Below are 22,635 nucleotides of genomic sequence, written 5' to 3' on the forward strand. Positions count from 1 at the left end.
GTTCAGTGCTTTTTGAAGGGCGTCGAGGTGTCGGCGATCGGCTCCTTGTCGCGCGCCGCTACCGCCAACAGGTCCGCCAACGCACGCATGGACGTCTCGAAACGGTCGGTGTTGCGAGCTTCCCAGGTCGACACCAGTCGCCGCGCGCCCTCGCGTTTGTCGGCGGGCGCCAGGTCCACCAGGCTTTCGAACAGCACGCCTTCATGGACCCAGCACCGCGCAAAAGCGTCCATGGGCAGGACTGCGCGCACCACTGTCGACGATCGCAGGGCCCGCGACCATTTGCGGACGTCGGCCTGTTCGGCGTGGGCGGGCGCGGGCGGTCCCATCTGGTTGAGAAGTACAACGACCGGCTTGCCCAGCCATTGCAGCAACTGCATCTCCGGTACGACGTAACCGGCGTCTTGGGGGTCTTCCGAGGCATTGACGAGATACAGGACGACATCGGCATGGTCACGCGCGGCAAGCAGGGCGCGTTGGCTCAAGTAGAAGGGCCGGTCCCGCATGCGGTCCCAGACTTCGCTCAGGAACCACCCGACCGGATTGCCGGCCTGGCCCAGTCGTTTCGCCAGCCGCACCGAATCGCCGAAACCGGGGGTATCCCACAAGGTCAGCTCGTCACCGTCGGGCGAGGTAAGCAAGGTGTGGGCGTCGGCCGTCTCGGTCACGTGGGCGGCGTCCCGCACTTCACCCACGTCGCGCAGGAGCAGGGTCCGGGCCAGGGTGGTCTTGCCGGCGTTGGTATGCGAGACCAGGCACAACTGCAGGCGCACGGGCGGTCCTTGATGCGGTGACGATCCGGTAGACGACGAATCCGTGCGGGGCGGCGCAGCTTGCAATGTCGTTGCCGACGATGAACCGACAGAGGCTGAATTCATGGCCGTTCTCCTGCAAGCAGATCGATCACATGCAACTGCACCTTGTGCAGATCCGCAAAGTCTTGCCACAGTTGCCTGCGCTGCGACAGCCGCGCGCCGGCATCGCTCGCGCCGCCCATGCGCTGCGCATAGGCGGACGTATCCACGGCGATGGCGACCTTGCCGGGCAGCGACCGCGACAGGTGATCGACGAACGCCCCGTGCGTATCGATCTCGGGGGTGGCCGACAGGTTGAACAGCGCCAGCGTCATCGTTGCGGTGTCGTGCGCGACATCGGTGCCAACCAGCGCTGCATCGGGCGTATCGCCGTAGGCCGCGGCGGGCCGCAGCGTCATGTGCGCCGTATCCCCCAACACCGTCCGCGCAAAGGTCTTCAGACCGGCATCCCGGTCTTCGTCCACCGCAAAGCTGTACGGGATCACGCGCAAGACCGGGGCATGTGTGCCGAGCGCGCCCAGCACCCGGCGAAAGTACGCGTCGTCATGGCTGACCGGAAAGCGCGCCTGCAAGCGGGCCGCGCGCCAATGCGCATAACCCGCCATCACGACGCGCGGCACCACGATCCACAGCAGGAACAACAGCGCGTACCGATGGATCCAGGGCGCGCCACTGGCGGTGCCGCCACTTTCGGAAAAGCGTAGCGCCGCGATATCCGAAGGCGCCCAGTCCAGGCCTGGAAACAGCGCGGTGACCGGCCAGAACACAATCGCCAGCAGGCGATGCACGCCCGGCGCATCCATGAAGGTGCTTTCCCAGCCCACGCGATACTCCACCGTCAGTCCGCGCAGGTAAAGCGACGCCATGACGCCGGCTGCCAGTGCCGCCGCTGCAAGATGCAATGCCCTGCGCCAGCGGGCGGCCGTCAATGGCGCCGCGCGGCGTTGCCAGTCCTGTTGAAAGGCCGAAATGGCCCGGGCGAGCGCGGGGGTGGTCCGGCCATGCGCACGGCGTGTCGCGCCCGACAGCCATGCAGGCCAACCCCAATGCGGCATCCGCAGCGGCCCCGAAGGTGCGATGGCCATCACCAGCATGCCCACATAGGCCAGCAGGTTCCAGCTCACGATGCCGAGCAGGGGCAAGGACAGCAGGTCCATCCGTTGCGGATTGGCGATACGTTCGGTCAGCATGCCTGAACACAACGCCAGCGCCGGCAGCACGATCAGCAGCAGCGTGGGCCAGCGCAAGGGCTTGCGCCATGCCGCCAGGGTGGGCGTGCGCGCCGTCAGATCGGCCAGCAACAGATCGGCGCGCCGGGCAAGGAAGGCATCGGGCGTCACTGCGGCGGCATTGCCCGATGCGCCCAATTGCAACTGGCGGCGCGCGCTCAGGCTGGCTTCCCGATAGGCCGCCTCATCGAACACTGCGTGGGCCGTATCGGTGGTTTCGATCGCGCGGATCGCCAGCACGTCTCTTGCCGCTCGTTCATCCATCCGCATGCAATCCTGAAAGGTAGGGGGCGATTGACTATATATGAATCGCCTGGCCCGGGACGTAGGCGGATGCAGCAGGGTGTGTCGAGCCGTGAGCGGCGGGTCAGCTTGCTGGCGGCGTGCCGGGCGCCTGACCCAGGTACTCATACTTTTCGGTATTGACCCGCGACACCCGCCATTCCACCGGCTCGCGGTTGTAGGAGTAGGCCAGGCGGCGCACTTCCAGCAGCGGCGCACCGGGCGCCACGCCCAGCCAGTCCGCATGCGTCTCGTCGGCGCCGCAGGCGCGCAGGCGTTCGTCGGTCGCAATGACGTTGATGTTGAAGGCGTCCTGGTAGAAGTTGTAGAGCGTGCTGGGACGCTCGCGCAGCATCTGTTCGGTCAGGCCCTTGAACCGCGGTTCGGGCACCGTGATCGTGTCGACCATGACGACATCGCCATTGAGCACCAGCCGGTTCGAGAACTCGAACACCTGATCGCCGGTGCCCAATTGCAGCGCATCGCGCAGGGCGCCGGTGGCCCGCAGGCGACGGAACTTGAGCAGCGTCGTGACCGGGTAGGTCTTGACGCCATCCTGTCCCACCACACGAAAGAACTTGAAGAAGTGATGGTTGCGGTTGTGCACGGCCACGTACGTGCCGCGTCCTTGCTGTCGCACCAGAATGTTTTCCGACGACAGCTCGTCGATGGCCTTGCGCAGCGTGCCGATCGACACGCCGAAACGTTCCGCCAGCTGCTTTTCGGGCGGGATGGCCTCGCCCTGTTTCCACTCGCCATGCGACAGCGCGTCGAGCACGGCCTGCTTGACCTGGGCATAGAGTGGCGCGCCCGCGTGGGCGTCGCCCGGCAAGGCCGAGATCATGGTCGACAGATTGCTGTTCTTCATGGACGGAGGAATGAATTGCGAAGGCTGGATTGTACCGCCGACCAGAGCGCATCCTGCTAATCATTCAAATCATATAGATGATTTAGTTGACTTCGGAAAAGTCGGCCCCTAAGATGGCCGCACTGACAACCCAACAAGATGCGACGCACTTTCCGCGATCGCATCGGCAACCGGAGGAAGACATGATTCACGCCGTATTGCACGACTCGAAAGACACGGTCGCCGTGGCCGTGGTGGAAGGCATTACCGCCGGCACCGACATGAGCGCCTGGGTCATGGACGAAGACCAGCTGATCTCGGTCAAGGCGCTGCAAGACATTCCGATCGGCCACAAGGTCGCGTTGAAGGACATGGCCAACGGCGACACCATCTACAAGTACGGCGTCGACATCGGCAAGGTGGTTGCGCCCATCAAGGCAGGCGAACACGCGCACGTCCACAACATCAAGACCAAGCGCTGGTAAGCGCGTCGCTTCGTCAACGTCACAGGCGCATCGCCGCCTTCCGCGCAGTTTCCATTCAAGGATCCGATCATGGCCGTTGTTACCTCTACTTCCACCTTCCAGGGCTATCGCCGCGACAACGGTCGCGTGGGCGTCCGCAACCATGTCATCGTGCTGCCGGTCGATGACATCTCGAATGCCGCGGCCGAAGCCGTCGCCAATAACATCAAGGGCACACTCGCCCTGCCGCATCCGTATGGCCGCCTGCAGTTTGGCGAAGATCTGGAACTCCACTTCCGCACGCTGATCGGCACGGGATGCAATCCCAACGTCGCGGCCGTGGTAGTCATCGGCATCGAAGAAGGCTGGACCAAACGTGTCGTGGACGCAATTGCCACCACCGGCAAACCGGTCATGGGCTTCAGCATCGAACTGCATGGCGACCACGACACCATCATGCGGGCGTCCAAGACCGCCAAGGAATACGTGCACTATGCAACCGCCTTGACGCGGACCGAGTGCCCCATCTCGGACCTATGGGTGTCGACCAAGTGCGGCGAGTCGGACACGACCTCCGGCTGTGGCGCGAACCCGACCGTGGGCAATGCCTTCGACAAGCTCTACGGTCTTGGCAACACGCTGGTGTTCGGTGAGACCTCGGAACTGACGGGCGGTGAACACATCGTGGCGGCACGCTGCGCGAATGACGCCGTGCGTGAAAAATTCATGTTCATGTTCGATCGGTATCAGAAGATGATCGACCGCTGGAAAACGACCGACCTGTCCGAATCGCAGCCGACCAAGGGCAACATTGCGGGTGGCCTGACGACCATCGAAGAAAAGGCGATGGGCAACATCCAGAAAATCGGCAAGACGTGCAAGATCGACGGCGTGCTCGACAAGGCCGAGACACCGACATCGTCAGGCCTGTGGTTCATGGATTCGTCGTCGGCCGCGGCCGAGATGGTGACCCTGTGCGCCGCGTCGGGGTACGCGGTCCACTTCTTCCCGACGGGGCAGGGCAACGTGATCGGCAACCCCATCCTGCCCGTCATCAAGATCTGCGCGAACCCGCGCACTGTCCGCACGATGTCCGAGCACGTGGATGTCGATACGTCCGGCTTGCTGCAACGCGAGATCGACCTGGACCAGGCCGGCGACAAGCTGCTCGAGTGCATGCTGGCCACCGCCAATGGCCGGTGGACGGCTGCCGAAGCGCTGGGCCATCGCGAGTTCGTGCTGACGCGCCTGTTCGAAAGCGCGTGATCTGACGGGCGCTGGCCGGTGGGCCGGCGCCTGCTGCCGCACCCAAGCTTGGCGGCGTACCGGCGCACAGATCGCCGGACGCCGCCAAGGCGGCGACCCCGGCGATGCAGCCGGGTGGAGGAGACCTGGGCGACCCGCGTCACGCCGTTGCGGCGGGCGGCGTGCCCGCCCGCACAACCACCCACGGAGGACACCATCATGACTATCGAACGATCGGACGGAGGTTGGGACGCGTCGCGCCGGCGCGTGTTGGGTATGCTCGGGGCAGGCGGGCTCTGTGCCGTGTCGCCCTGGACGTTCGCGGCGCAGGCTGCGGGCGCATGGCCCGAGCGGCCCATCAACTATGTGGTGCCGTTTCCGCCCGGCGGGCTGACCGACGTAGCCGCGCGGCAGGTCGGCAAGGCGCTGAGTGACGCCGAGAAATGGAATGTGGTCGTCGAGAACAAGCCCGGTGGCAGCGCCAACATTGGCGCCTCCCACGTCGCGCGGGCGCCGGCGGACGGTTACACGTGGCTGGCCATCACGCTGACGCATGTGGCCAACGTGACCTTGTTCGAGAACAAGGCCGGGTACGACCTCATGAAGGATCTGATCCCGATCGCGGGCCTGGCGTCGTGCGGCATGATGGTCGTCGTCAATCCCAAGAGCGACATCAAGACGCTGGACGATCTGACCCGCGTGGCCAGGACCCGCAATCTGTCCGCGGGGTCGAGCGGCAGCGGGACGCCGCCGCACCTGGCGCTGGCCCTGTTCGAAAGCCTGACCGGCGCGTCGATGACCCACGCGCCGTACAAGGGCGGCGCCCCGTCGCTGGTGGACCTGATGGGCGGGCACCTGGACGTCATCTTTTCCAACTATCCCGAATCCCTGCCGCACGTGAAAAGCGGCGCATTGCGCGCATTGGCCGTGACCGCCAAGGCGCGCACGCCCGACCTTCCCGACGTGCCAACGGTGGCCGAAGCGGGCATGCCCGGGCTGATCGTGGACAACTTCACCGGCGTGCTGGCGCCCGCCAACACGCCGCCGCACATTGTGCAGCAGGCGGGCAAGGCGATCGTCGAACAGATGTCGCGGCCGGAAATGAAGCAGGCCATGGTCCAGCTGGGGTTTGCGCCGCAGCCTCGCGGGCCGGCCGAATTCCGGACCTATCTGGACAGCGAAGTGGTGCGCTGGCGCAAGATCATCCAGGACGCCAAAATATCGGTCGGCTGACACACATAAGGAGAACGACACCATGCGGATCATCATCACGGAGTTCATGGACGAGGCCGCGGTCGCTGCGCTGGCCCGCCGGTTCGATGTCCGGTACGACCCCGATCTGGTGGACCGGCGCGACGCATTGCTTGCCGCGCTGGCGGACGCCGAGGCGGTGATCGTGCGCAACCGCACGCAGGTGGATGCCGACATGCTGGCGGCCGCCAAGCGGCTGAAGGTGGTAGGGCGGCTCGGTGTTGGCCTGGACAACATCGACGTCGCAGCCTGCCGCGATCGTGGCATCGAGGTCATTCCAGCGACAGGCGCCAATGCCCGCGCGGTCGCGGAATACGTCATTGCGACCGCGTTGATGCTGCTGCGTGGCGCTTATACCGCCAGCGCCGAGGTGGCGGCCGGGGCCTGGCCGCGCACGGCCTATTCGAATGGACTGGAAGCCGAGCAACGCATGCTGGGCATCGTGGGATTCGGCGGCATCGGGCAATTGACCGCGAAGCTGGCGCAGGGCATCGGCATGCGGGTCGCGGCGTTCGACCCCATGCTTCCCGCGGACAGCGCCGTCTGGCAGCAGACCCGCGTGCAACGGCTGGAACTCGACGCCTTGCTGTCGGCGGCGGACGTGGTCACCCTGCATATCCCGCTCACGCCAGACACCCGCAATCTGTTCGACGGCGCGCGGATCGGCAGCATGAAATCCGGCGGCATCCTGATCAACACCGCGCGCGGCGGCATCGTCGACGAGACCGCATTGGCCGCTGCGTTGAAGAGCGGCCAGCTGCGCGGCGCCGCCATCGATGTGTTCGACCAGGAACCGGTCAAGGCGGCGGGCGCGCTCGCCGATGCGCCCAACCTGATCCTGACGCCGCATATCGCCGGCCTGACGCAGGAGGCCAATGAACGGGTGTCGAGCGTGGTCGCCGAACGGGTGGCTGCCGTGCTCGATGGCGCGGCGCACGCCTCGGCCCAGGGAGGTCGTTGATCATGGCAAACATCTCGACAAACGAACTGCTGACGCTCGCGCAGCAGGCGCTGGCGGTCAGTGGCGCCGATGCGGCCATGGCGCAGGCCACGGCGCGCGCGCTGGTCTACGCCGACACCCAGGGGCTGGCCTCGCATGGGGTGGCCCGGGTCCCGGCCTATGCGGCGCACCTGCGCAATGGGCGCGCGGTCGGCACGGCGCGGCCGCGCGTGCTGCGTGAACGGGGCGGCGCGGTCCTGATCGATGCCGGCGCGGGCCTCGCCTATCCAGCCTGCGCCGTAGCGGTCGACACGGCGGTACAACGGGCGCGCGACCACGGCGTGGCATTCGTGGGCGTGACCAACAGCCACCATTTCGGCGCGGGCGCGTATCATCTTGAAGCCGTGGCGCAGGCGGGCATGGTCGGCCTGGCGTTCAGCAATTCGCCCGCGGCCATGCCGGCCTGGGGCGGCAAACAGGCGCTGTTCGGCACCAATCCGATCGCCGCCGTGTTTCCGCGCCGCGATGGCGCGCGCATCCTGATCGACCTGTCCTTGTCCGAAGTCGCACGGGGAAAACTGATGGTTGCCGCCAAGGAGGGGCGCGAGATCCCGCTGGGCTGGGCGCTCGATGCCGATGGCCAGCCCACGACGGATCCGAAGGCCGGACTGGCGGGCAGCATGCTGCCCATGGGCGGCGTCAAAGGGGCCATGCTGGCGCTGGTCGTGGAACTGCTGGCCTGCGCATTGACCGGCGCGCACTTCGGTTTCGAAGCCGACTCCTTCCTGACCGACGAAGGCGAGCAGCCACGGGTCGGCCATGCGTTCCTGGTGATCGATCCCGGGGCGCTGGCAGGGCAGTCCGCCTATCTGGACCGAGTCGAGGCGCTGGTCGACGCCATGCAGGAAGACGAAGGCGTGCGCCTGCCGGGGGCCCGCCGCCAGGCATTGAGCGAGCAGTCCGCGGCGGCCGGCGTCGCGATTCCCGACGCATTGCTGCAACAACTGCACGAACTGGCCGGCCCAGGAAAACCCCTCAATTGACGCCACGGCGGGCCGCGCGCACTGTTCCGGCGCGGCTCCAGACAACGCATCTTCTTGTCTTTCCGCTTATGCTTATGGGTGAAAACAAGGAGACAGTTGTGATTCGCAAGGTTTTTTCGTGTCTGGGTCTGGCCGTTGTCACGTCGGCCACATTGGCGGCGTTTGGCGCGACCGCTGTGCATGCCCAGGCGCAAACGTTCCCCACCAAGCCCATCCGCATGATCGTTCCATTCCCGCCAGGGGGCGGCACGGACATCCTGGCGCGCCTGGTTGCGAACAAACTGACGGAAGTGCAGAAGTGGACCGTCGTGGCCGAAAACCGCGCCGGCGCGGGCGGCACCATTGGCATTACCGAAGCGGTTCGCGCGGCGCCCACCGGCTATGAAATGGTCATGGGCCAAAAGGACAACCTGGTCGTGGCGCCCTGGCTGTACAAGAACCTGAGCTACGACCCCACCCGCGATCTGGTGGCGGTCGCGCATGTCGGCTTCACGCCCATCATGATCGTCACCAGCGTCAATTCGCGATTCAAGACGCTGGCCGACGTGGTCACCATCGCCAAGGCCGAACCCGGCAGCGTGACCTACGGTTCACCTGGCAACGGCACCACCATCCATCTGGCCGGCGAAATCTTCAAGGGCGCCGCGCACATCGACATCCGCCACATCCCTTATAAGGGATCGAACGCGGCCATGCTCGACGTACTGTCGGGCAACGTGGATCTGATGGTGTCGTCGGTCGCATCGGCCATGGCCCAGATCAAGGCGGGCAAGTTGCGTCCGCTGGCGGTCACGTCGGCCAAGCGCAGCTCGTCGCTGCCCGATGTCGCGACCGTGGCCGAATTGGGTTATCCAAGCGTCGACGTCAGCACCTGGTATGGCCTGTTCATGCCCGCGGGTACGCCAAAGTCGGTGGTGACCACGGTCAATACCGCCGTCAATCAGCTGCTCGCCACGCCCGAAATGCAGGCCGCCGTGATTGCCCAGGGCGCCGAAGTGCAGGCCATGACGCCCGACGCGTTCTCGTCGCTGCTCAAGTCCGACTACCAGAAGTGGCGCGGCATCGTGCAGGCATCGGGCGCCACCGTCGAATAAGACGGGTAAGGGGGCTACGGCGCGACCCGCGCCAGGCACGCGGCGATCAGCCCATGCACATAGGCGGCCCGCAGTGTCTGCCCCCGGAAAATGATGCGATACATCATGGGCGAGATGATCTCGTCCATGACCGCATCGATGGACGGATGGGGATCGCCTCTGCGTTCCGCCTGATCCAGAATGATCTGAAGCTGGTCCTGCGTGTACGCGCAGCACGTGTCCGGACCATCGCCGCCACCGGCCAGCACGTCACGCACCATGATCCGGCCCGGGCCCGACGACATTTCATCCACGAACTGGTCGATCCACAGTTGCAGGTCGGTGCGCAGGTCGCCGGTCGAGATCGGCGCGCTTTCGGGCCGCAACCGTTCCACCGCAACGTCCGCCAGCAATTCGGGCAGATCACCCCAACGCCGATAGATGGTGGACGGCGTGACACCTGCATGCGCGGCAATCAACGGTACGGTCAGCGCCGCACGGCCGTGTTCGGCCGTCAGGGCGCGCACGGCGGCATGCACCGACTCCTGCACCCGCGCACTGCGGCCGCCAGGGCGAAGACGTTCTTTGGTAGCGGAAGACATGGTGGCGATCATTGACCTGCAAAGAAGCGGCGATGGAGCAGTATCCCACTAAAGCAAAATATTTGCTTTAAATCATGCTTTGATGCACCATGCATTAACGCAAAATTTTTGCTTTTACCTGATGGCCACCATGTCGCCTCGCGCTGCTGCCACTGATCCTTCCCTCTCCGGCACCGGTCCGGTTCGCGGCCTGGGGCCGACCGGCTCGGTCGTCCTGCTCGCCAGCATCCTGATCGCCTTCATGGCCGCGTCCAGCGCGCCCACGCCGCTCTATGGCCTTTACCGCGAAGCCTGGGGCTTTTCGCCCATCACCTTGACGGTGGTGTTCGGCATCTATGCCTTCAGCCTGTTGTTGTCGTTGCTGACCGTGGGGGCGCTGTCGGACTATATCGGCCGCCGGCCGGTCGTCCTGGCCTCCGTCGTGCTGCAGGCGGTGGCCATGGTGCTGTTCATCCTCGCCAATGACGTGCCCATGCTCATCGCCGCACGCGTCGTCCAGGGACTCGCCACGGGCGCGGCCATGAGCGCGCTGGGCGCCGCCTTGCTCGACGTCAACCGCACCTGGGGCGCGCTGATCAACAGTGTGATGCCTATCGTCGGCATGGCGATCGGCGCCCTGGGGTCGAGTGTGCTGGTGCAGTTCGCCCCGGCGCCTTTGCATCTGGTCTATGTGGTGCTGCTGGGGGTGCTGCTGATCCAGGGTGTCGTCACGTTTTTCCTTCGCGAAACCGTGCGCCCGCAGCCGGGCGCGCTGGCCTCGCTGCGGCCCAAGGTCCGGGTGCCGGCACAGGCACGCCGCGCATTGATGATGGTGGCCCCGGTCGATGTGGCCGTCTGGGCGCTGGGCGGATTCTTCCTGTCGCTGGGGCCGACGCTTGCGCGTGTCGTCACCGGCGAACAGGCACCCGTGGTGGGCGGGCTGCTCGTATTCACGCTGACGATCTGTGGCGCGGCATCGGTCCTTGCGTTCCGCAACACCGAAGCGCGCCGCACCATGAACATCGGCGCGGCGGCGCTGATCGTGGGCATTGCCACTGTGTTGGCGGGTGTCCATACCCATGTGTCGTTCTGGTTCTTTGCAGGCACGACGATCGCGGGCGTGGGATTCGGCGCCGCCTTCCTTGGCGCGGTGCGCACCGTCATGCCCATGGCCCTGCCTCACGAACGCGCCGGGCTGATGGCGGCGTTCTATGTGCTCAGCTACTTTGCAATGAGCCTTCCTGCAATGGTGGCCGGGGCGCTGGTCGGCCAGGTCGGACTGATTCCGACCACGGATATTTATGGCGCGGCAGTGATACTGCTTGCTACCGCCGCGCTCATCGGCAGCATGACATTGCGGCCCGTGACGCCGCATGGATCAACGCTTTCCAGCCGTTGAGCCTTGGGAAGGTGCCACCGGTCTAGGTCCGATCGGGCGTGAACCGCGGCCGAGGGCCATGTCGAGGCACTAGGCCATACGAGCGGCGCACCATTTGGCCATCGCCGGTACTGTGTACGTCGATCGCCATATGGACGGACTTGCATGACAACGCGCCCTCGTTCCCGTTTGCTTCGCTCGGTTCTGGCCGGCGGAACGCTGTTCTGCGGCTTGCTGGTCGTGGCCGAAATCGCCACCCGCCAGCTCGGCCTGCTGGACTTCCCGCTGTATGAAGCGAATGCCGACATCGGCTATGTGCCCAAGCCGAATCAACAGGGCGCTTTCCTCAACAAAAACGATTGGCAGTTCAACTCGCGCAGCATGGGTGCGCCGGAATTCGTACCCGGCCCTGGCCCTAACGTGCTGCTGGTCGGCGACAGCATTGTCGATGGCGGCAATCCGTATCGGCAGCAGGAACGGCTTGGCCCCCGGACGCAGAAGGCGCTCGAACAGTCGGGCGTGAAGGTCTGGCCCATTGCGGCGGGTAGCTGGTCGCTGCGCAATGAACTGAAGTGGCTGCAGCGCAATCCGGACGTGGTCCAGCGGGTCGATGAAGTCGTCTTCCTGCTGGGCAGCAATGACTTTGGCGATGCGTCGTCGTGGTCTTGCGAATTCAGCCATCCGCGGTCGCACCCGACCTCGTCCTTGTGGTTCCTGTTCAACAAATACGTGTACCGGCTCGAGTCCTGCGGCACGCCGCCCGCCGCGTTAAAAGTCCCGCAAGGCGATGTGCATGCCGAGCTGGAGCGCTTCATCTCGGCCTTTGGCAACAAGACGACGGTGGTGCTGTATCCGACAGTGGAAGAAAGCCGCAATCCGGCCGAACGGGCGCGCAGTTTCGAGCCCGCGCGCCAGTTGCTGCGATCCGTGGGTGTGAAGGATCCGGTGTCGATTGCGGATGACGCCCGGTGGTCCCCCGATTGCTACAAGGACTCGGTGCATCCGAAGCCGTCGGCCATGCCCGTCTTGGCCGACATCCTGGCGCCGCATATCCTGGCAAGGGTGGAAGCGGTCAGGCGGGAAGCCGAGTACTAGCCTGCGGCTCGGTGCGGCCTTGCCGACAGGATGCCAGGCAAGGCGCCGCGCCCGCGATCACAAGTGATCGGCCAGCCAGTCCGCGACGATGTTGGCGCCGACCTGCCGATTGTCTTCCTGGCAATGCTCGCTGCCGCCGTCGTACGCACGCAGTACCTTGAGCGTCTTGTCGGCCGATCCGACCGCCGCGTACAGCCGCTCGGCAAAGTCCAGCTGCACGATGTTGTCGTCTTCGCCATGGATGCAGAAGAATGGACACCGCATCTTTTCGGCAATGCCATCGAGCCGGTAGTTCTCCAGCTTGTTCATGCAGGCGTCGATGTCGGGCATGCCCAGAACCCACGGCAACTGGAAGCCCGGCGCTGAGAGCTTGGTTCCGCCCGATTCCATGATCTTGCGCCGGCGCTGCCACGACTCGTGATAGTCGAAATGGCCACCCCAGGCCACGCAAGCCGCAAAGCGCGGGTCCATTGCGGCGGCGCGCGGCGCGTAATAACCGCCCATCGAAAAGCCCATGACCGCGACGCGCGCGGGGTCGACCTCCGGCCGCTGCGTGATGTGATCGTAGGCCGCGCCCGCGGGCACCTCGTAGTCGTAGCGGCTGGGAATGCCTTGCAGCCGCAAGGCTTCGCCCTGGCCAGGACCATCGATCGCCAATACATGGATGCCGCGCCGGGCGATCTCGACGCCGCCGAACAGCACGCTCATTTCTTTCGCGTTATCCAGACCGTCGAACATGACCACGGTGGGCGCCGGGCCGCGGACATCCGCCTTCAGGAACCAGGCCGGCAAGGTCGTGTCTTCATAGGGCACGTCGACGCGTTCGATCTGCGGATAGCGCCGCTCGATCCCTTTCGTGAAGCAGCGCAGGCAGCTTCGGTAGGTGTCCCATTTGCGTTCCGACGGCGCGATGAAGCGTTCACCGCAAAAGTAATAGATGGCCGCGCGCAGGTAGTAGGCGCCCGACGTCAGCCTGTGGCCCCGGGCTTCTTCGGCATCGCCAAAGCCTTCGATGCGCCTGGCCATCGCGGTCCACTCGGTCCACCACCGTTCGTTGTCGCCTTCATGTCCACGCAATTTCTGGCCGATCTGGTCGATTTCGCCAATGGCTGCCGCGCCCCAGGCCGCCATCTCGATACCGAACATCATGCCTTGCGACCACATGTGGTTTTCGGGGAAGTACTCAAACCAATGGCTCATGCAAGCTCCTGTCAGCCGGGGGTGAAGGCCAGTGCGGCCTGGTCGATATCGAAGACGTCGGCCAGCCAGTCCAGCATCAGTTCCTGACCCAAGGTCGGGTTGTCGTGCTGGCAGTGCTCCGCACCGGTCTCTTCTTCGGTGGTCAGGCGCAGCGTGGCCTTCACGCCGTGCCTGACCGCGTAGTCGTACACCGTGCGCACCGCCTCGACACCAAGCACGTCGTGGCCGCCATGGATGATCAGGTAGGGACACTTCATGTGCTCGAGCACGCCGTCCAGCGTAAAGGGCTTGGCGATCTCGGTGGCCTCGGCCATGTTTTTCGCGCCGAACACCCAGGTCATGTGACCGGCCAGTCCATGGCTGTCGTCGCGCACTTTCCAGCGCGCGTGGATGTCCCAGATGGCGCCGTGCGAGATGCAGGCGGCCAGGCGCGGCTCCATCGCCCCCGCCCGTGCGGCGTAGTAGCCCCCAGGCTCGAACCGCTGACGGCGATGCGGGAGGTGTCTACATCGGGACGCCGTTCAAGCCAGTCGATGCAGGCGCCGATCGGCACTTCGTAGTCATAACGGGTCGGCAGCTTGTGACGCCGCAAGGCGCCCCCTGGCCCGGCCCGTCGACCAGCAGCACCGACATGCCCCGCTGCACCGCGCCGCGCCCCGTCATGAACCACAGTTCATCCTTGAAGGAGTCGAGACCGCCCACCGAGATCAGGACGGGCTGGCGGTCGCCGCCATGGGCCGAGCGGATGAAGTACGCGGGCAGGGTCGTGCCATGTTCATAAGGTATCTCCACCACTTCCGCCGCCGGCGTAAAGCGCGTGAACGCCTTGGCGGATGCCGCCTCGCACAAGGTGAAGGTGGCCAGGCGGCGCGGGTCGTGGCCGTCCAGCCAGAATTCCGCCTCGCGGTAGTAGTTGGCCGCGCGCAGCCAGCAATTCATGGCCGTGCGCACGTGGCCGTTGGCCACTGCGTCATCGCCACGCCTGTCATTGCGATCCGCGATGTGCGTCCATTCCTTGAACCAGCTTTCGCGGTCGCCCGGAATGATCTTGCTGCCCGCCTGGAACACTTCGCTGACGGCGCCGCCGCCTTCCTGGGTCTCGCCCAGCCCGCGACGGAACTGGTAGGAAAACCAGAAATCCTCGGGCCAGTGGTGCCAGCCGAAAGGCTCGTAGACCGAATGGGGTTGCTGCATGGTGTCTCCGTCAGGGCTTTGGGGTGTCGAGCTTCAGATCGCGGATGATCGATCCCCACTTGTCGTAGTCCCGCCGCCAGACCACGCCGAAGTATTGTGGGGAGCCGGGCGACGTATCCAGTTCCAGCGTCGCGGCGCGTTGCGCAACGTCCGGCATCTTGAGCGCGGCATTCACCGCGATGTTCAGCCTGCTGATGATCGCGTCGGGTGTGCCCTTGGGGGCAAAGAATCCGAACCAGCCCAGCGCATCGTAGTCGGGCACCGCTTCCTTGAAGGTGGGGACCTCCGGGGTGATACGGGAACGCTCGCGGGCAGTGATCGCGATGCCATGCAGGCGGCCCGCCTTCACATGCGGGTTCATGCTCGATGCGCCACTGATGGTCAGCGGTACCTGCCCGCCGATCACGTCGGTCACGCTCTGGTTGCTGCCCTTGTACGGAATGTGGGTGAAGGAGAAGCCGGTCTGGCGCTTGAGCAATTCGACGGCAAGGTGGGGGAAGCCGCCCTCGCCATTGGTCGCCAGGCTGACCTTGCCGGGATTGGCCTTGGAATACGCGATCAGGTCGGGAAGTGTCTTGGCGGGAAAGTCCGGATGCGACACCAGCATCAGATAGTTGGTGTAGGCCATGGCCACCGGCACGAAGGCGTCGCGCACGTCAAAGGGCTGCTTGTTGATGATGGGTGCGACGGCCATGCTGCCCATCTGGCCAAGCACAAGCGTGTAGCCGTCGGCAGCGGCCTGGGTGGCGTTCTGCAGACCGACCATGCCCGACGCGCCAGGACGGTTTTCCACGACCACCGGCTGGCCCAGCTGTTCGGTGACCTTGGGACCGATCAGCCGCGCGATGATGTCGGCCAGGTCGCCAGGTGGGTAGGGCACGATCACGCGGATCGGCTTGTCGGGATAGGCTTGCGCCGCACCGACGGAGGGAAGGGCGGCGGCGCACAGCGCGCCGGCCAGGACGGCAAGGATCAGCTTGTTCATACGGCGATTTCTCCGGACTGGGAAAACATGCTGCCGTGTCGTGGCGACGACCGGCATCCGTGAAGCAAAGACTGTCTCCGACCCGGGTTGTGACGGGCCCGGCGATGCGGGCGCCTCCCGGTCTTCAAGTCGATTGACTGAAAATCAAGTGACTTGAATTTAGCGGCGAGGCGCGCGTGGCGTCAATCGGCGTTTACATTTTTCCGGGGTGACCAGGCGTTCGCGAAGTCCGCAAGGGAACCCCCGGTGCGACGCGGCGTTCTACCCACGCGCGGCTTTAGCGCGGCTTGCGGCGCTGGCTGCGGACGTCGAAAGACGACGGATCGTTGCTGCGACGGCCGGGTGTGCTGACCCAGACCACGCGCGCGGGCTTCTTGCTGGCGTTCCGGTAATGGTGGGCGATCTCGGACCGGAAGGAAAACGAATCGCCGGCCTTGAGCAGAAAGGTTTCGTGTCCGACCGTCAATTCAAGCTGCCCTTCGACCACATAGCCGACCTCTTCGCCTTCGTGCGCAACGACGCCTTCGCTGCCGCCCCCGGGTGCGATCACATGCAGATGGCCTTCCAGCAGATGGTCGCCATCGGGCGCGACCAGCCGTTCGACATGCGATCCCTTGGCATCGATCGCAAGCGCCTGCCGTTCTCCGGCGCGCGACACGATGTGGTTGTCGTCCCGGGCCGCCAGCAGGTCGGGCACGGTGGTGCCGAAACTGCTGGCCACCTTGTGCAGCAGCCGCAGCGACGGCGTGATCTTGCCGTTCTCGACCTTGGACAGCATGCTTTCGGAACAGCCGACCCGGTCGGCCACCTCTCGCAGCTTGAGGCCTTTCAGGATCCGGGTGCTGCGGATATTGCCGCCCAGGGCGAGGGTAGTGGGATCGCTCAAGAAGACGGCTCCGCGACACGAATAGGAAAGCCATTGTAGGGGGAGTGTCAGCGCATCGATGCCTTCAGCATCTCGTACACCTGGCGTGTCAGCGGATTCAGAACGTCAGGGCGCATCCACAGGTAGTACGACACATCGGGCAAGCGGGGCAGGCCTTCCCGTTCGCCCAGCACGCGCATGTCGGGGCCGAGCAATTCGACCGAACGCGCGGTGATGCCCAGGCCGGCGCGCAAGGCAGCCTTGATGCCGATCAGGTGCGGCGCCATGTACGCCGTCCGCCAGGGCACACCCGCGGTCTCGAGCGCTTCGATCGCCAGGCGGCGGAACAGGCTGTGTTCATCGGCAATGATCAATGGCACGGGCTTGTCGGATGCATGAACGTAATCGGATGCCGCAATCCAGACGGTGGGCGACGTCCGCAACACCATGCCTTCCAGCGTGGTGTCCTTGCGCGTCGACACGGTCAGATCCAGCTCGCCACGATGGAGCGATTCCATTAGGAAAGGGCTGCGTCCGACATGGATTTCCATCGCCAGTTGCGGCGCGCTGCGGGCGATGCTGGCCAGCAGCGGAGGAAGGATGGTGTCGGCGACGTCCTGCGGCGCGCCCACACGCAGGGACCCCACCAGATCGCGATCGGTCAGCGCGCGCCAGGCTTCCTCGTTCACGGCAAGCAGGTGCCGGGCGTAAACCAGCAGGGTCTCTCCCGCTGGCGTCAGGCGCTTGTGCCGTCCGGATTTCTCGAACAGGGGCTTGCCTACCTGCGCTTCGAGCCGCTGCATCTGCTGCGTTAGCGCGGACTGCGTGCGGTGGGTTTTTTCGGCGGCTGCGACGTAGGTCTTGTGATCGACGATCGCGACAAAGGTGCGCAGCAGCCCCAGGTCAAAAAAAGCCATAGCTATTAGTAAAGACTTATAGGTTCGTTTGCCGATCTGCATTGTTCCAGCAGAATGCGCGACTCTAGAATCGGGACTGCCCCTTGGTATCCGTGAGCGCAATTCCATGCTCGGGCCTCCCCGCCTGGCAGCTTGCCTCTTTCCGATTCGACTTTCCATCAGGCATGTCCCAATGACATCAATCATCAGTGCACTGACCGTCAAGCAATGGCTGCAGGACGGCAACGAGATCGCTTTCCTGGACGTGCGTGAGCACGGTCAGTACGGCGAAGGCCATCCCTTTTTCGTGGTGTCGGCGCCGTACAGCCGGCTCGAGATCGACGTGACGCGGCTCGTGCCGAGGCGCAGCACGCGCATCGTCCTGCTCGATGACGACGATGGCGTCGCGGCGCGCGCGGCCGCCCGCCTGGCGGCGCTTGGCTATACCGACGTCCACGCCGTGGAGCATGGCGTGAACGGCTGGCGCGCCGCGGGCTTCGAACTGTTCCAGGGCGTGAACCTGCCGTCCAAGACCTTTGGTGAACTGGCCGAGCACGCGTATGACACGCCGCGCATCCAGGCGCAGGAACTGGACGCCATGTTCCAGCGCGGCGATCGGGTGGTCGTGCTGGACGGCCGGCCCTTCGAGGAATATCAGAAAATGAACATTCCGGGCGCGATCTGCTGCCCGAATGCCGAGCTGCCGTACCGCATCCATTCGCTGGTGACGGACGACACGACACCGATCGTGATCCACTGCGCGGGCCGCACCCGCAGCATTATTGGTGCGCAGACACTGATCAACGCAGGCGTGCGCAACCCGGTCTACGCCCTGGAGAACGGCACGCAGGGCTGGTACCTGAACGATCTGCAGCTGGAGCATGGCAGCTCGCGCCGCTATCCGCAGGTGGATGCGGACGACCCCCGGCTGGCCGACCGGCGCGCCGCCGCGGCCGACCAGGCTGAGCGGCATGGCGCCGTAGCTATCGATCTGGCGCAGCTGCAGGCATGGCAGAACGAATCCGGACGCAGCACCTTCCTGCTGGACGTGCGCACGCCTGAAGAGTTTGCGGCAGGCACGGTGGCTGGCGCGCAGCATGCGCCGGGCGGCCAGTTGTTGCAGGGCACGGACCAATACGTTGGCGTGCGCGGCGCGCGTCTGGTGTTGATCGACCTGGACGGTATCCGCGCGCCGTTGACGGCAGCGTGGCTGCGGCAGATCGGACACGACGCGGTGGTGCTGAAGGGCGATCTGCCGCTGGCTCCGCCGGCCGCCGCCCACGCTGGCAACGGCGGCAGCGCGGGTGTCGCCGCGCTGCCCGCGATCATCGCCGCGGAGGTCGCGGCGGGGCTTGCCGCGGGACAGCTGCGATTGGTGGACGTGCGTGCCAGCACCAAATACCGCGCCGGGCATATCGATGGCGCCGTGTGGGCGATCCGTCCGCGCGTGGCCGCGATCGTTGCGGATGACAACCGTCCGGTCGTGTGGGTGGCCGACGATGCCCGCGTGGCGGCGCTGGCCGCGGCCGACGCCGGCCTGGCGGAGGGTGGCCGCTGGCTGTCTGGCGACGCCGCTGCCTGGAGGGCCGCGGGCCTGGCCGTGGTGGCGACACCTGATGTGCCGTCCAACGCCGAGTCCATCGATTACCTGTTTTTTGTCCACGATCGCCACGACGGCAATCGCGAGGCGGCGCGCCAGTATCTGGCCTGGGAAACCGGCCTGATCGCGCGGCTGGACGCCAGCGAACTTGCGTCGTTTCGGCTTCCACACTGATTACGGAGGGGGAGGGGAGAACCATGACCATGACAACGACATTGGCCGCAAGACGGCCTGCAACCTCGCGGCCTGCAACCCTGCGGCCTGCAAGTCCAAGGCCCGCGCGAGGGGCCACGCGCCGCCGCACGCTGCTGTCGCTGGCGGCGGCATTGCTGCTACCCGGCGCGGCGCTGGCAGCGGAACCGGCGGCTGCCCCGTTCCCCGACAAGCCCGTGCGCTTCATCGTGCCGGTATCCGCGGGGGCAGCACCGACAAGATCGCGCGTGTCATTGCGGAAAAGCTGGCGGTTCAGTGGGGCCAGACCGTGCTGGTCGAGAACATCACGGGTGCGGGCGGCACGATAGGTGCGGCGCGCGTGGCGCGATCCAAGCCCGATGGCTACACCCTTTTGCTGCATAGCGATGCCGTGGTGCTGAACCTGGCCATGTATGCCAAGCCGGGCTACACGCTCGACGATCTGTCCGGCGTGATCCGGGCCATCGTCAATCCGCAGGTGCTGGTCGTCAAACCGTCGCTGGGCGTCAAGACCTTTCAAGACTATGTGGCCCTGGCCAAGAAGAAGCCGGGCGAGGTCAGCGTCGCCCTGCCCACCAGCGGCGGCATCGCTCACATCGCCCACGAAATGGTGCGGCAGCGCCTGGGCATCCAGGTCAACTACATTCCCTATGCCGGGGGCGCCCCCGCCGCGACCGACGTGATGGGGGGCCATGTGGACGCGACCATCATCACTGCCGCGGCTGTGACGGAATACATCAAGGCCGGCCGCCTGATCCCATTGGCGGTCACGACGTCCTACCGTTCGCCGGCCATGCCCGACGTCCCGACCATCGCCGAAGTGGCCGTGCCTGGCTTTGACGTCGAAAGCTGGCAAGGCATTCTCGCACCGGCGGGCACGCCTCGCCAGATCGTTGAGAAACTCAACCGCGATGTGACGGCGGTGCTGGCGCAACCCGACGTACGCAAGTCCGTCGAAAGCCAGGGCTACGGCATTTCGGGCGGCACGCCGCAGCAGTTCGATGCCGCGCTGCGCGATGACTACGCACGGTATTCCAAGGTGATCAAGTCATCGGGGATCACGCTGCAATAAGCGCCACGTTGTCAGGCGCAGGCGACATGTCGATTGTGGTGGCCGATAATCGTCGTGGGGACGGAGGGCTGTCCTCTTTCTTCAGGATGATTGATCATGACCACAACGACGGTTCGATTCCACCGTGTACTGAAGTCCACGCCCGACCGCGTGTACCGCGCCTTTCTTGATCCGGACGCCCTGGTCAAGTGGCTGCCGCCGTTCGGCTTTACCGCCAGGCTGCATGCGCAGGATGCCAAGGTTGGCGGCGCCTACCGGATGTCGTTCACCAACTTCGGCACCGGTTCCAGCCACAGTTTTGGCGGCGAATACCTCGAACTCGTGCCGAATGAGCGCCTGCGCTACACGGGCCTTTTTGATGATCCCAATCTGCCCGGCGTGATGCAGACCACGGTCACGCTGCGCCCGGTCCTGTGCGGCGTGGACGTGGAGATCGTCCAGGAAGGGATTCCGGCAATCATCCCGGCCGAGATGTGTCACCTGGGGTGGCAGGAATCGTTGGTGATGCTGGCGCAGCTGGTGGAGCCCGAGATTCCTGGCTAGAACGATGGTCGGGGCACCGGATTGCCCGGTGTGCCCAGCAATTTGCACACACCCGCCAGTTCATTCCGGTGACGTTGCCATCATGCTCAACCTTGGCACATGGCATGCCGGACCGTATTTTGACGGCGAAACGGCTTCCTTCTTCAATCTCGAACTGGCCGACATTCTGAAGCAGCGGGAAGCTCAGTTGTACGGTTCGGCGGCCTGAAGCCCGCCGGCAAGATGAGCGAATTTCATGCAGGCCATGAAAAGCTATCGTTTGCCCAAGGCCCGGCCGAGGTCCTATGGTGTGCCCTGACAGCGTTGCCGCAATGATGCAGCGCGCGTGCGGGGCAGCAGGCTCCGCCCACCATAACGATGAGACCTGTCATGACCCTTGCCGCGGATGCCCATCCCCTGGACCTGCGCGCCTGGCTCGAGCACGTGCGCGAGTTTGGCGAACTGACGGAAGTGAGTGGTGCGCACTGGAACCTCGAACTGGGTGCGATCAGTGAACTGAACGTCAAGAAGTCAGTGCCCCATGCCCTGCTGTTCGACGACATTCCCGATTACTCGCCGGGCTTCCGGGTACTGACCTGCAGCACCAGCAGTCCGGCGCGCCTGTCGTCGTTGCTGCGGCTGGATCTGCAGCGCACGCATGGCGGCCTGGTCGAAACCTTGCGTGGCCGGCCTCGGCAATGGCAGGCCGCCGCCGCCAACTTCAATCCGGTCACCGTGGAAAGCGGCCCGGTATTCGAGAACACCGACGCGGACGAAGCCGTCGATCTGTTCAAGTTCCCGTCACCCCTGTGGCACGAGAAGGACGGCGGCCGCTATATCGGTACGGGCTGCATGGTGGTGACGCGCGACCTGGATTCGGACTGGGTCAACGTCGGCACGTACCGCGTGATGGTTCACGATCGCAACCATGTGGGCCTGGACATGATCCCCGGCAAGCACGGCGCGATCCAGTACGACAAGTACATGAAGGCGGGCAAGCCGTTCCCGGTGGCGATCGTGGTGGGCTGCGATCCGCTGGGCTATCTGATTTCGGGCATCGAAGTGCCTTTCGGCATGTGCGAATACAACTATATCGGCGCCATATTGGGCAAGCCGGTCGAAGTGGTGGATGCGCCGCTGACCGGACTGCCGATCCCGTCGCATGCCGAGATCGTGATCGAAGGCTGGGCGCATCCGGGCGATGAACGGATCGAAGGCCCGTTCGGGGAGTTCCATGGCTACTACCCTGGCAAGGCCGCGACCGCGCCGGTGGTCACGATCGAGCGCATCTACTACCGCAACCGCCCCATCCTGCTGGGCAGCCCGCCGGCCAAGCCGCCCAATGACTATTCCTATTCCAAGGCGGTGATGCGGTCGGCCCTGCTGATGGATGCCTTGCAGGCGGCTGGCGTACCCGATGTGGCGGCGCTGTGGGCGCACGAGATCGGCGGCGCGCGCATGTTCAATGTAGTGGCGATTCGTCAGCGGTATGCGGGGCATGCCAGGCAGGCCGGGCACATCCTGAGTCAGTGCGGCGTCGGCGCGTATATGTCGCGCTATTCGGTGGTCGTTGATGAAGACATCGACCCGTCGAACCTGCAGGAGGTGATGTGGGCCGTGGCCACCCGCACCGATCCCGATATCGATATCGACATCATCAAGCGTGGCATGGGATCGAAGAATGATCCCATGTCGATCGCCTACACCACGTCGGCCCCGCTGACGTCCAAGGCCATCATCGACGCCTGCCGTCCCTACGACTTCCTGGCCCAGTTTCCCGCGGTGGCCGAAGCCAGCAAGGAACTGCAGCAGCAGGTTCTCGCCAAGTGGCGCCACGTGCTGGGCTGATCGCCCCGCCGCATCGTT

The 22,635-nt window shown here is 65.1% G+C and carries 23 protein-coding genes; 13 read left to right on the top strand and 10 right to left on the bottom strand.

Annotated features, from left to right (window positions below; genetic code table 11):
- Positions 1-2 precede the first annotated feature (2 nt).
- The 3 genes from ACNANG_RS18460 to ACNANG_RS18470 all read right to left on the bottom strand — a co-directional run bounded on the left by ACNANG_RS18460 (position 3) and on the right by ACNANG_RS18470 (position 3,170).
- Complete coding sequence (locus tag ACNANG_RS18460; protein WP_420224223.1) at positions 3-878, bottom strand: GTPase domain-containing protein; 876 nt, start codon at positions 876-878, stop codon at positions 3-5.
- Positions 875-2,308: a DUF2868 domain-containing protein gene (locus tag ACNANG_RS18465; protein WP_420224224.1), complete on the bottom strand. Its 1,434-nt coding sequence runs from the start codon at positions 2,306-2,308 to the stop codon at positions 875-877. The genes ACNANG_RS18460 and ACNANG_RS18465 overlap by 4 nt, the downstream gene beginning before the upstream one ends.
- 103 nt (positions 2,309-2,411) lie before the next feature.
- Entirely contained in the window at positions 2,412-3,170 is a 759-nt protein-coding gene (locus ACNANG_RS18470) for a GntR family transcriptional regulator (protein WP_420227582.1), read from the bottom strand.
- Positions 3,171-3,376: 206 nt separating this feature from the next.
- Between ACNANG_RS18470 and ACNANG_RS18475 the strand changes: the two genes are divergently transcribed.
- From ACNANG_RS18475 to ACNANG_RS18500, 6 genes are all read left to right on the top strand, one after another.
- On the top strand, positions 3,377-3,658 hold the full coding sequence (locus ACNANG_RS18475) for a UxaA family hydrolase (RefSeq protein ID WP_420224225.1): 282 nt from the start codon (positions 3,377-3,379) through the stop codon (positions 3,656-3,658).
- A gap of 69 nt (positions 3,659-3,727) precedes the next feature.
- Entirely contained in the window at positions 3,728-4,903 is a 1,176-nt protein-coding gene (locus ACNANG_RS18480; protein ID WP_420224226.1) for a UxaA family hydrolase, read from the top strand.
- A 198-nt stretch (positions 4,904-5,101) separates the two neighbouring features.
- Positions 5,102-6,115, top strand: a complete 1,014-nt coding sequence (locus tag ACNANG_RS18485) for a Bug family tripartite tricarboxylate transporter substrate binding protein (RefSeq protein WP_420224227.1) — start codon at positions 5,102-5,104, stop codon at positions 6,113-6,115.
- Positions 6,116-6,137: 22 nt separating this feature from the next.
- The gene (locus tag ACNANG_RS18490; RefSeq protein WP_420224228.1) at positions 6,138-7,094 is read left to right on the top strand and encodes a hydroxyacid dehydrogenase; all 957 of its coding nucleotides are present in this window, start codon (positions 6,138-6,140) and stop codon (positions 7,092-7,094) included.
- Positions 7,095-7,096: 2 nt separating this feature from the next.
- Positions 7,097-8,116 carry an Ldh family oxidoreductase gene (locus tag ACNANG_RS18495; RefSeq protein WP_420224229.1) on the top strand — a complete coding sequence of 340 codons (1,020 nt, stop codon included), beginning with the start codon at positions 7,097-7,099 and terminating at the stop codon, positions 8,114-8,116.
- Between the two features lie 98 nt (positions 8,117-8,214).
- The gene (locus tag ACNANG_RS18500; protein ID WP_420224230.1) at positions 8,215-9,210 is read left to right on the top strand and encodes a Bug family tripartite tricarboxylate transporter substrate binding protein; all 996 of its coding nucleotides are present in this window, start codon (positions 8,215-8,217) and stop codon (positions 9,208-9,210) included.
- Positions 9,211-9,224: 14 nt separating this feature from the next.
- On the opposite strand, the gene ACNANG_RS18505 is transcribed toward ACNANG_RS18500, so the two are convergent.
- A complete protein-coding gene (locus tag ACNANG_RS18505; protein ID WP_420224231.1) occupies positions 9,225-9,791 on the bottom strand; it encodes a TetR/AcrR family transcriptional regulator in 567 nt (188 codons plus the stop codon).
- Between the two features lie 130 nt (positions 9,792-9,921).
- Here ACNANG_RS18505 and ACNANG_RS18510 point away from each other — a divergent pair, with 130 nt between their 5' ends.
- Together ACNANG_RS18510 and ACNANG_RS18515 are read left to right on the top strand one after the other, a co-directional pair.
- A complete protein-coding gene (locus tag ACNANG_RS18510; protein WP_420224232.1) occupies positions 9,922-11,169 on the top strand; it encodes an MFS transporter in 1,248 nt (415 codons plus the stop codon).
- 144 nt (positions 11,170-11,313) lie between these two features.
- Positions 11,314-12,243 carry an SGNH/GDSL hydrolase family protein gene (locus ACNANG_RS18515; protein ID WP_420224233.1) on the top strand — a complete coding sequence of 310 codons (930 nt, stop codon included), beginning with the start codon at positions 11,314-11,316 and terminating at the stop codon, positions 12,241-12,243.
- A gap of 57 nt (positions 12,244-12,300) precedes the next feature.
- Here ACNANG_RS18515 and ACNANG_RS18520 read toward each other — a convergent pair whose 3' ends face one another.
- From ACNANG_RS18520 to ACNANG_RS18545, 6 genes are all read right to left on the bottom strand, one after another.
- Positions 12,301-13,443 carry an alpha/beta hydrolase family protein gene (locus ACNANG_RS18520; protein WP_420224234.1) on the bottom strand — a complete coding sequence of 381 codons (1,143 nt, stop codon included), beginning with the start codon at positions 13,441-13,443 and terminating at the stop codon, positions 12,301-12,303.
- Positions 13,444-13,454: 11 nt separating this feature from the next.
- Positions 13,455-13,883 (bottom strand): alpha/beta hydrolase family protein, encoded by a 429-nt coding sequence (locus ACNANG_RS18525; protein WP_420224235.1) that lies wholly within the window; start codon positions 13,881-13,883, stop codon positions 13,455-13,457.
- A gap of 64 nt (positions 13,884-13,947) precedes the next feature.
- The gene (locus tag ACNANG_RS18530) at positions 13,948-14,637 is read right to left on the bottom strand and encodes an alpha/beta hydrolase (RefSeq protein WP_420224236.1); all 690 of its coding nucleotides are present in this window, start codon (positions 14,635-14,637) and stop codon (positions 13,948-13,950) included.
- 10 nt (positions 14,638-14,647) lie between these two features.
- Positions 14,648-15,622, bottom strand: a complete 975-nt coding sequence (locus tag ACNANG_RS18535; protein ID WP_420224237.1) for a Bug family tripartite tricarboxylate transporter substrate binding protein — start codon at positions 15,620-15,622, stop codon at positions 14,648-14,650.
- 277 nt (positions 15,623-15,899) lie between these two features.
- A complete protein-coding gene (locus ACNANG_RS18540) occupies positions 15,900-16,508 on the bottom strand; it encodes a cupin domain-containing protein (protein WP_420224238.1) in 609 nt (202 codons plus the stop codon).
- Between the two features lie 47 nt (positions 16,509-16,555).
- On the bottom strand, positions 16,556-17,404 hold the full coding sequence (locus tag ACNANG_RS18545) for a LysR substrate-binding domain-containing protein (protein ID WP_420224239.1): 849 nt from the start codon (positions 17,402-17,404) through the stop codon (positions 16,556-16,558).
- A 172-nt stretch (positions 17,405-17,576) separates the two neighbouring features.
- On the opposite strand from ACNANG_RS18545, the gene ACNANG_RS18550 reads away from it, so the two are divergent.
- The 5 genes from ACNANG_RS18550 to ACNANG_RS18570 all read left to right on the top strand — a co-directional run bounded on the left by ACNANG_RS18550 (position 17,577) and on the right by ACNANG_RS18570 (position 22,617).
- Positions 17,577-19,157 carry a rhodanese-like domain-containing protein gene (locus ACNANG_RS18550; protein WP_420224240.1) on the top strand — a complete coding sequence of 527 codons (1,581 nt, stop codon included), beginning with the start codon at positions 17,577-17,579 and terminating at the stop codon, positions 19,155-19,157.
- Between the two features lie 307 nt (positions 19,158-19,464).
- Positions 19,465-20,247 carry a Bug family tripartite tricarboxylate transporter substrate binding protein gene (locus tag ACNANG_RS18555; RefSeq protein WP_420224241.1) on the top strand — a complete coding sequence of 261 codons (783 nt, stop codon included), beginning with the start codon at positions 19,465-19,467 and terminating at the stop codon, positions 20,245-20,247.
- Positions 20,248-20,343: 96 nt separating this feature from the next.
- Complete coding sequence (locus ACNANG_RS18560; protein WP_420224242.1) at positions 20,344-20,790, top strand: SRPBCC family protein; 447 nt, start codon at positions 20,344-20,346, stop codon at positions 20,788-20,790.
- A gap of 82 nt (positions 20,791-20,872) precedes the next feature.
- Positions 20,873-20,998, top strand: coding sequence for a hypothetical protein (locus tag ACNANG_RS18565; protein WP_420224243.1), 126 nt, complete (start codon positions 20,873-20,875; stop codon positions 20,996-20,998).
- Positions 20,999-21,159: 161 nt separating this feature from the next.
- Positions 21,160-22,617 carry a UbiD family decarboxylase gene (locus ACNANG_RS18570; RefSeq protein ID WP_420224244.1) on the top strand — a complete coding sequence of 486 codons (1,458 nt, stop codon included), beginning with the start codon at positions 21,160-21,162 and terminating at the stop codon, positions 22,615-22,617.
- The last annotated feature ends 18 nt before the right edge of the window (positions 22,618-22,635 follow it).

It is taken from the genome of Pigmentiphaga litoralis (assembly GCF_048632615.1).
GTDB classification, from domain to species: Bacteria; Pseudomonadota; Gammaproteobacteria; order Burkholderiales; family Burkholderiaceae_B; genus Pigmentiphaga; species Pigmentiphaga litoralis_B.